The organism is Promicromonospora kroppenstedtii DSM 19349 (assembly GCF_000515355.1).
Classification (GTDB): domain Bacteria; phylum Actinomycetota; class Actinomycetes; order Actinomycetales; family Cellulomonadaceae; genus Promicromonospora; species Promicromonospora kroppenstedtii.
This window is the reverse complement of the sequence record NZ_KI911624.1, coordinates 2,750-3,779: the sequence shown is the minus strand read 5'-3', so window position 1 is coordinate 3,779 and position 1,030 is coordinate 2,750. Positions and strand designations below refer to the sequence as shown.

Genomic DNA, 1,030 nt, shown 5'->3' with positions numbered 1-1,030 from the left:
GGCGGGCGGGGTGGCGGGCGGGGTGGCGGGCACGGCGGCGCGCACGGTGCCGACCCGGCGGGCACCACCAGCACGGCTCACGGCAGGAGCGCGCTCGTGTCGACGGCCTCGTCGAACATGCCCTGCTCGAGGCCGAGATCGGCGAGCACCTGGAACGACGCCGCGTCCAGCCCGGGTGCGAACCGGGGCATGACCATGGCTTCCTTCACCGCCGGGTCGATCTCGGTGTAGGTGTCCAGGACCGCGCGGGTCTCGTCGGGGTGCTCCTCGGCGTAGGCCAGCGACTTCTCCATCGCGGTCGTGAACGCGTCGACCGTGTCCGGGTCGGCGGCGATCTGCTGGTCGGACGTGAAGTACGCGGCGATCAGCAGCTCAGGGTCGGTCTCGGCGAAGTTGGAGGTGACCACGCGGGCGCCGTCCTGCAGCGCCCTGGTCAGGTGCGGCTCGACGATCCAGGCGGCGTCGACCTGGCCCCCGGTGACGGCGGCCGGCATGTCGGGGAAGCCCATCTCGACGAACTCGACGGCGTCCGCGTCGCCTCCGGCGTCGCCCACGACCTTTCGGATCGTGGTGTCGCCGATGTTGTTCAGGGTGTTGACGGCGACGGTCCGGCCCGCGAGGTCGGCGGCGTCCTCGACGTCGGAGTCCTCCGGGACGACGACGGCGCTGAAGTCCTCGCCGGGCATGCCCGTCGTGGAGTTGCCGGGCGCGACCGCCTTGAGCGGCAGCCCCTGCGACGACGCGACCAGCAGCGACGTGACGTTGCTGAACCCGAACTGGTAGTCGCCGGCCACCACGGCGGGCACGACGGCGGCCCCGCCCTGGGCGAGCTCCAGCGTGACGTCAAGGCCCTCCTCCTCGAAGAAGCCCTCCTGGACGCCCAGGTAGACCGGTGCGACGTCGACGATCGGGATGACGCCCACCTTGACGGGAACCAGCCCGCCGTCGGCCCTGCTCTCCCCGGAGCCGGCACCCGTGCCTGCCTCGGAGGACCCGCCGCACGCGGCCAGGAGCAGGGTAGCGGCTGCCG

General features: G+C 72.7%; 1 protein-coding gene. It reads right to left on the bottom strand.

Annotation, left to right across the window (positions count from 1 at the left end; translation table 11 throughout):
• Positions 1-77: 77 nt before the first annotated feature.
• Positions 78-1,030, bottom strand: a 953-nt coding sequence (locus tag PROKR_RS05440; RefSeq protein WP_245605716.1) for an ABC transporter substrate-binding protein, incomplete at its 5' end; no start/stop codon positions are given.